The following is a 5,405-nucleotide window of genomic DNA, read 5'->3' as shown; positions in this document are numbered from 1 at the left end:
TGAGTGAATCATTATCGTTGAGTGAATCATTATCGTTGAGTGAGTCATTATCTTTGAGTGAATCACTATCGTTAAGCGAATCACTTTCATTGAGTGAGTCATTGTCATTGAGTGAATCATTATCGTTGAGTGAATATCGTTGAGTGAATCATTATCGTTGAGTGAATCATTATCGTTGAGTGAGTCATTATCTTTGAGTGAATCACTATCGTTAAGCGAATCACTTTCATTGAGTGAGTCATTGTCATTGAGTGAATCATTATCGTTGAGTGAATCATTATCGTTGAGTGAATCATTATCGTTGAGTGAATCATTATCGTTGAGCGAATCGCTTTCATTGAGTGAGTCATTGTCATTGAGTGAGTCATTGTCATTGAGTGAATCATTATCTTTGAGTGAATCACTATCGTTAAGCGAATCACTTTCATTGAGTGAGTCATTATCGTTGAGTGAATCATTATCGTTGAGTGAGTCATTATCTTTGAGTGAATCACTATCGTTAAGCGAATCACTTTCATTGAGTGAGTCATTGTCATTGAGTGAATCATTATCGTTGAGCGAGTCTCTATCGTTGAGTGAATCATTATCGTTGAGCGAGTCTCTATCGTTGAGTGAATCATTATCGTTAAGTGAATCTCTATCGTTAAGTGAATCATTATCGTTGAGTGAATCTCTGTCATTGAGCGATTCACTTTCACTAAGTGAATCATTATCGTTGAGTGAATCATTATCGTTGAGTGAGTCATTATCTTTGAGTGAATCACTATCGTTAAGCGAATCACTTTCATTGAGTGAGTCATTGTCATTGAGTGAATCATTATCGTTGAGTGAATCATTATCGTTGAGTGAATCATTATCGTTGAGTGAGTCATTATCTTTGAGTGAATCACTATCGTTAAGCGAATCACTTTCATTGAGTGAGTCATTGTCATTGAGTGAATCATTATCGTTAAGCGAATCATTATCGTTGAGTGAGTCATTATCTTTGAGTGAATCACTATCGTTAAGCGAATCACTTTCATTGAGTGAGTCATTGGCAAATGTGCCAACCTTACCGATAACTGGCAATCGTCTCCCATACACTGGTGATGGAAATGATACTTTGGCTCTGGGTGCTGGCAGTTCAGCTTTCTTTGGCGCTATTGGCGCAGCTCTTTTAAGAAGAAAACGTCGGAAAGAAGAAGATTAAGATATTTAAATAGTTATTAGATAGTTGCAACAAATAAACTATCTAAAATCATCGACTCTTTAGCAAATCGTGTGGGAAAGTTCTTCCCCTAAAAAGTAAGTAACTGTTTGCTCAGTTGCTTGTTTTTTTTAGTTGTTTAAGGTTTCTCAAATCATAAGCTATACGTTGTTTGTTTACCCGAGTAGCTTCCAAATAGTTGAGCGAAGTTAAACAGTTAGTCAAGTAATTTTACATAATATTTTATGCTTGCAATAAATGATATAAAAAACGGAAATTATATGGTTTTTGTTTGAATAAAACAATTTAAAATGGTAGAATTAAACTAATGAATCTTTCGTTATTTATATTTTAAACTAGAAATAAGGAACTGAAATAATTTTATACTGAAATAGTTTTAAGAAAGAGCCAAAAATAACTATGCTAATAGAAATCACAACAGTAAGAGAAGTAGTGGTCTGGTCACCGACCTTAGAACCTCTTACTGAATCACTTGAGTCAAGAGGGCCACCTTTGTAGGATATTTTAAAAATTGCTAATTATCCATATTGTGTAAAGGAAAATTCTAAATTGAATAAAAAAAATAAGAAGCGTCCGATAACATCAGAACCGAAAGTTCGTTATCGGATGTATAAAAGTAAAAAACGTTGGTTGTATGCGGCCATGTCTACTGTCAGTGTAATCGGCGGTGGTGGCGCTATCGCAGGTATGGCGGTTGCAGCTGAAAATGGAACCGTTTTAGCAAACGAAACCAATGCGACCATCCCGCCAACACAGGCAACTCTCCTACCGAGAGCGACGAGAGGAATCGGAGATAATTCAGTTGCCACCGATACATCAGATGCAGCATTGCGCCAAGATTTTGAAGATGCTTTAACTCAGCCAGCAGTAACCGCTACATCTGTTAATGTACCACTGCCATATCAGGTTGCAAACCAACAACAGCTTTTCGATACAGCGACTGCTAATAACACCCTCCGAGAGGTTTCGACATGGGCTGAGTTCCAAGCAGCTTATACGAATAGCAGTGTGACTTATATCAAACTGACAGGTGATATTACTGGAACAAGTAATATCAGTCGTACAAATGGTAATCTGATCATCGATGGTGGTGGGGATGGTGCGCCGGGTTATACCTTAGCGATGAATCAATATCATCTAGGAACGAAAGGGGCTAGTGCTACTTCAAAATCGACTCTTTCGTTAATTGATATTAAATTAGTCTGTTATACTGGTTATTCTTTAACGGGTGGTAATGGTTTTATAAGTGCTGACAATAACGGTCAGTATTGGAATTTTGATTTCCATAATATTGACTTGAGAGAACCTGCATCAAAGGCAAATAGTACTTCTGATGGTGATTATGCCCAACATTTGTTAAAAGCGCATGAAGGGAAGTTGACACTTTCAGGAAATATTTTTGTCAGAGTGTATGATGAGTTAGCAGAGATTGGTAAGGTAGAAATCTCTAATGGCACGACATTAAATTTCGAACGTCCTACTGCTAGAAATAGTTCTGGACATTCTGCTTTTTGGTTTAGGGGCAATTCGACAACTGTCGGCTACACAGGAGTCGGTCGAGGCTTTATAGTTGGTGATGGTGCCAACCTGACTTTCATGGAATCTCCAAAAGAAACAGGTAACGACTATCCAGTAGTCTATGAAAATTTCAGAACGATGGAGATAGGAGATAATGTTGTCTGGAAGCAAGATGGTTTCATACGTGCCGTAAGTACACAAGATGCTGATAATGTCTCGACGATGACATTTGGTCAAAGCTTGACTTATATCGCAACACGTACTGTTGGGAATCACTCACTTCATTTTACGCAAGATGGGGATAAAGTTGTCTTTAATGCTGGGACAGTTTTAGATGTTCAGCAAAGAAATGGTACTGGTGCTTCTAATACTGGTAATCAGTTGGTGAATGTAGAGGATGCTAAATCAAGTCTGACCTTTATCTCACCCAGATCACTTCATTTAGCAAAATTACGGGAAGATGGTTCAGTACAGACAGGTAACTTATTTAGAGGTAGTGGTTCATTTACTATGAATAACTCGACTATCTCTGTCTGGAATGGTAGTAACAGCTCACCTAATACCCCTAATAATATAGCAGTAGTTGGTTCGATGAAGATTTCTGGTGATAATGCGGCTAATGAGACAACTACACCATCGCTAGGCAGTCGCGTCATCGCATCAGGGAATTCGGGAACTCGTGAGTTGCAGACTGATGCGATGGACATCGGTACTATTACGGTTAATTACGTTGATCAAAATGGTGTAACGCTTAAAACGATGAATAAAGATGTTTCTGACAAAAATAATTATTTCATCGGTCAGTCTCTAGATCTTGCGACCAAAGAGTTTGCTGAGGATAATATGCCAGCAGGCTATAAATGGGCGCTGGGTGCTCAAGTTGCCCCCTCTGCCTTAAGCGATCATCAGTCTGGTGGTGACCCGACAAATACACAAGATAATGGAGATGCAAGAGGTCAGGCTAACTTTGCCATTGTACCGAAGGTAGGGGATAGCTATACCTACAATATCTATGTGTACGGTGAAGCCAATCCAAATATCAGCTATACTTACGTTGATGTCATGACAGGGTTGCCAGTTCTTACTGATAAAACGACGGGAACTGAGCTAGCGGGGACGGCTAATGTGCCTGCTAACATTGGTAACACCATTGACTGGACAAGTCCGCTTTATACAGCAACAAACGTGCCAACAGATTATGTTTATATTTCACCAAACGATCCGATATTGGCTGGTCTGACGCAAGCAACGCAGACTGTCGTGACTGATACAACAACCGTTTCTAACAATACGATCTATGTTTATAGTCCTAGTCAATCTCTATCCTTGAGTGAATCTTTGTCTTTGAGCAATTCTTTATCGTTGAGTGAATCTCTATCCTTGAGCGAGTCACTATCCTTGAGCGAGTCACTCTCATTGAGCGAGTCGCTGTCCTTGAGTGAATCTCTATCACTGAGCGAGTCGCTATCTTTGAGTGAATCTCTATCACTGAGCGAGTCGCTATCTTTGAGTGAATCTCTATCACTGAGCGAGTCGCTATCTTTGAGTCAGTCCTTGTCTCTTAGCGAATCACTTTCTGCAAGCGAATCTCTTTCAATTAGCGTTTCGGAAAGTGAATCGAAATCGTTGAGCGAGTCATTGTCATTGAGCGAGTCACTTTCACTAAGTGAATCATTATCGTTAAGTGAATCGTTGTCCTTGAGTGAATCACTATCGTTAAGCGAGTCACTGTCATTAAGTGAATCACTTTCACTAAGTGAATCATTATCCTTGAGTGAATCTCTGTCCTTGAGCGAGTCACTTTCACTAAGTGAATCATTATCCTTGAGCGAGTCACTGTCGTTAAGCGAATCTCTGTCATTAAGCGAGTCACTTTCGTTGAGTGAATCATTATCATTAAGTGAATCATTATCATTAAGTGAATCATTATCATTAAGTGAATCATTATCATTAAGTGAATCATTATCATTAAGTGAATCACTGTCGTTAAGCGAATCTCTGTCATTAAGTGAATCATTATCGTTAAGCGAGTCACTTTCATTGAGTGAGTCATTATCATTAAGTGAATCACTGTCACTAAGTGAATCATTATCGTTAAGCGAGTCACTGTCGTTAAGTGAGTCATTGTCATTGAGTGAATCCTTATCGTTAAGTGAATCTCTATCGTTGAGTGAGTCACTGTCACTAAGCGAATCTCTATCGTTGAGTGAGTCATTGTCATTGAGTGAATCATTATCGCTGAGCGAGTCACTATCTTTGAGTGAATCTCTATCCTTGAGTGAGTCATTATCGTTAAGTGAATCTCTATCCTTGAGTGAATCACTTTCGTTGAGTGAGTCATTATCGTTGAGCGAATCTCTGTCGTTAAGTGAATCATTGTCATTGAGCGAGTCACTTTCCTTGAGTGAGTCATTATCGTTAAGTGAATCTCTATCTTTGAGTGAGTCACTGTCACTAAGTGAATCACTTTCCTTGAGTGAGTCATTATCGTTGAGCGAATCTCTGTCGTTAAGTGAATCATTGTCATTGAGTGAGTCATTATCGTTAAGTGAGTCACTTTCACTAAGTGAATCACTGTCGTTGAGCGAGTCTCTATCGTTGAGTGAGTCATTGTCATTGAGCGAATCTCTGTCGTTAAGTGAATCATTATCCTTGAGCGAATCTCTGTCGTTAAGTGAAT

3 protein-coding genes are annotated in these 5,405 nt (G+C 38.9%); 2 read left to right on the top strand and 1 reads right to left on the bottom strand.

What is annotated here, in order from left to right:
* The coding region (locus tag ACYQ21_RS14600) for a hypothetical protein (RefSeq protein WP_460059317.1) at nt 1-1,068 on the bottom strand (1,068 nt) is incomplete at its 3' end.
* Between ACYQ21_RS14600 and ACYQ21_RS14595 the strand changes: the two genes are divergently transcribed.
* A complete protein-coding gene (locus tag ACYQ21_RS14595; RefSeq protein ID WP_460059319.1) occupies nt 1,043-1,189 on the top strand; it encodes an LPXTG cell wall anchor domain-containing protein in 147 nt (48 codons plus the stop codon). The two genes, ACYQ21_RS14600 and ACYQ21_RS14595, sit on opposite strands and share 26 nt — an antisense overlap.
* A 567-nt stretch (nt 1,190-1,756) precedes the next feature.
* On the top strand, nt 1,757-5,405 hold a 3,649-nt coding region (locus tag ACYQ21_RS14590), incomplete at its 3' end, for a pectate lyase-like adhesive domain-containing protein (RefSeq protein ID WP_460059315.1).

The sequence above is a fragment of the Pseudolactococcus yaeyamensis genome (assembly GCF_054658615.1).
The sequence above is the reverse complement of the archived record's forward strand: the minus strand, read 5'-3'. Positions and strand labels throughout refer to the sequence as shown.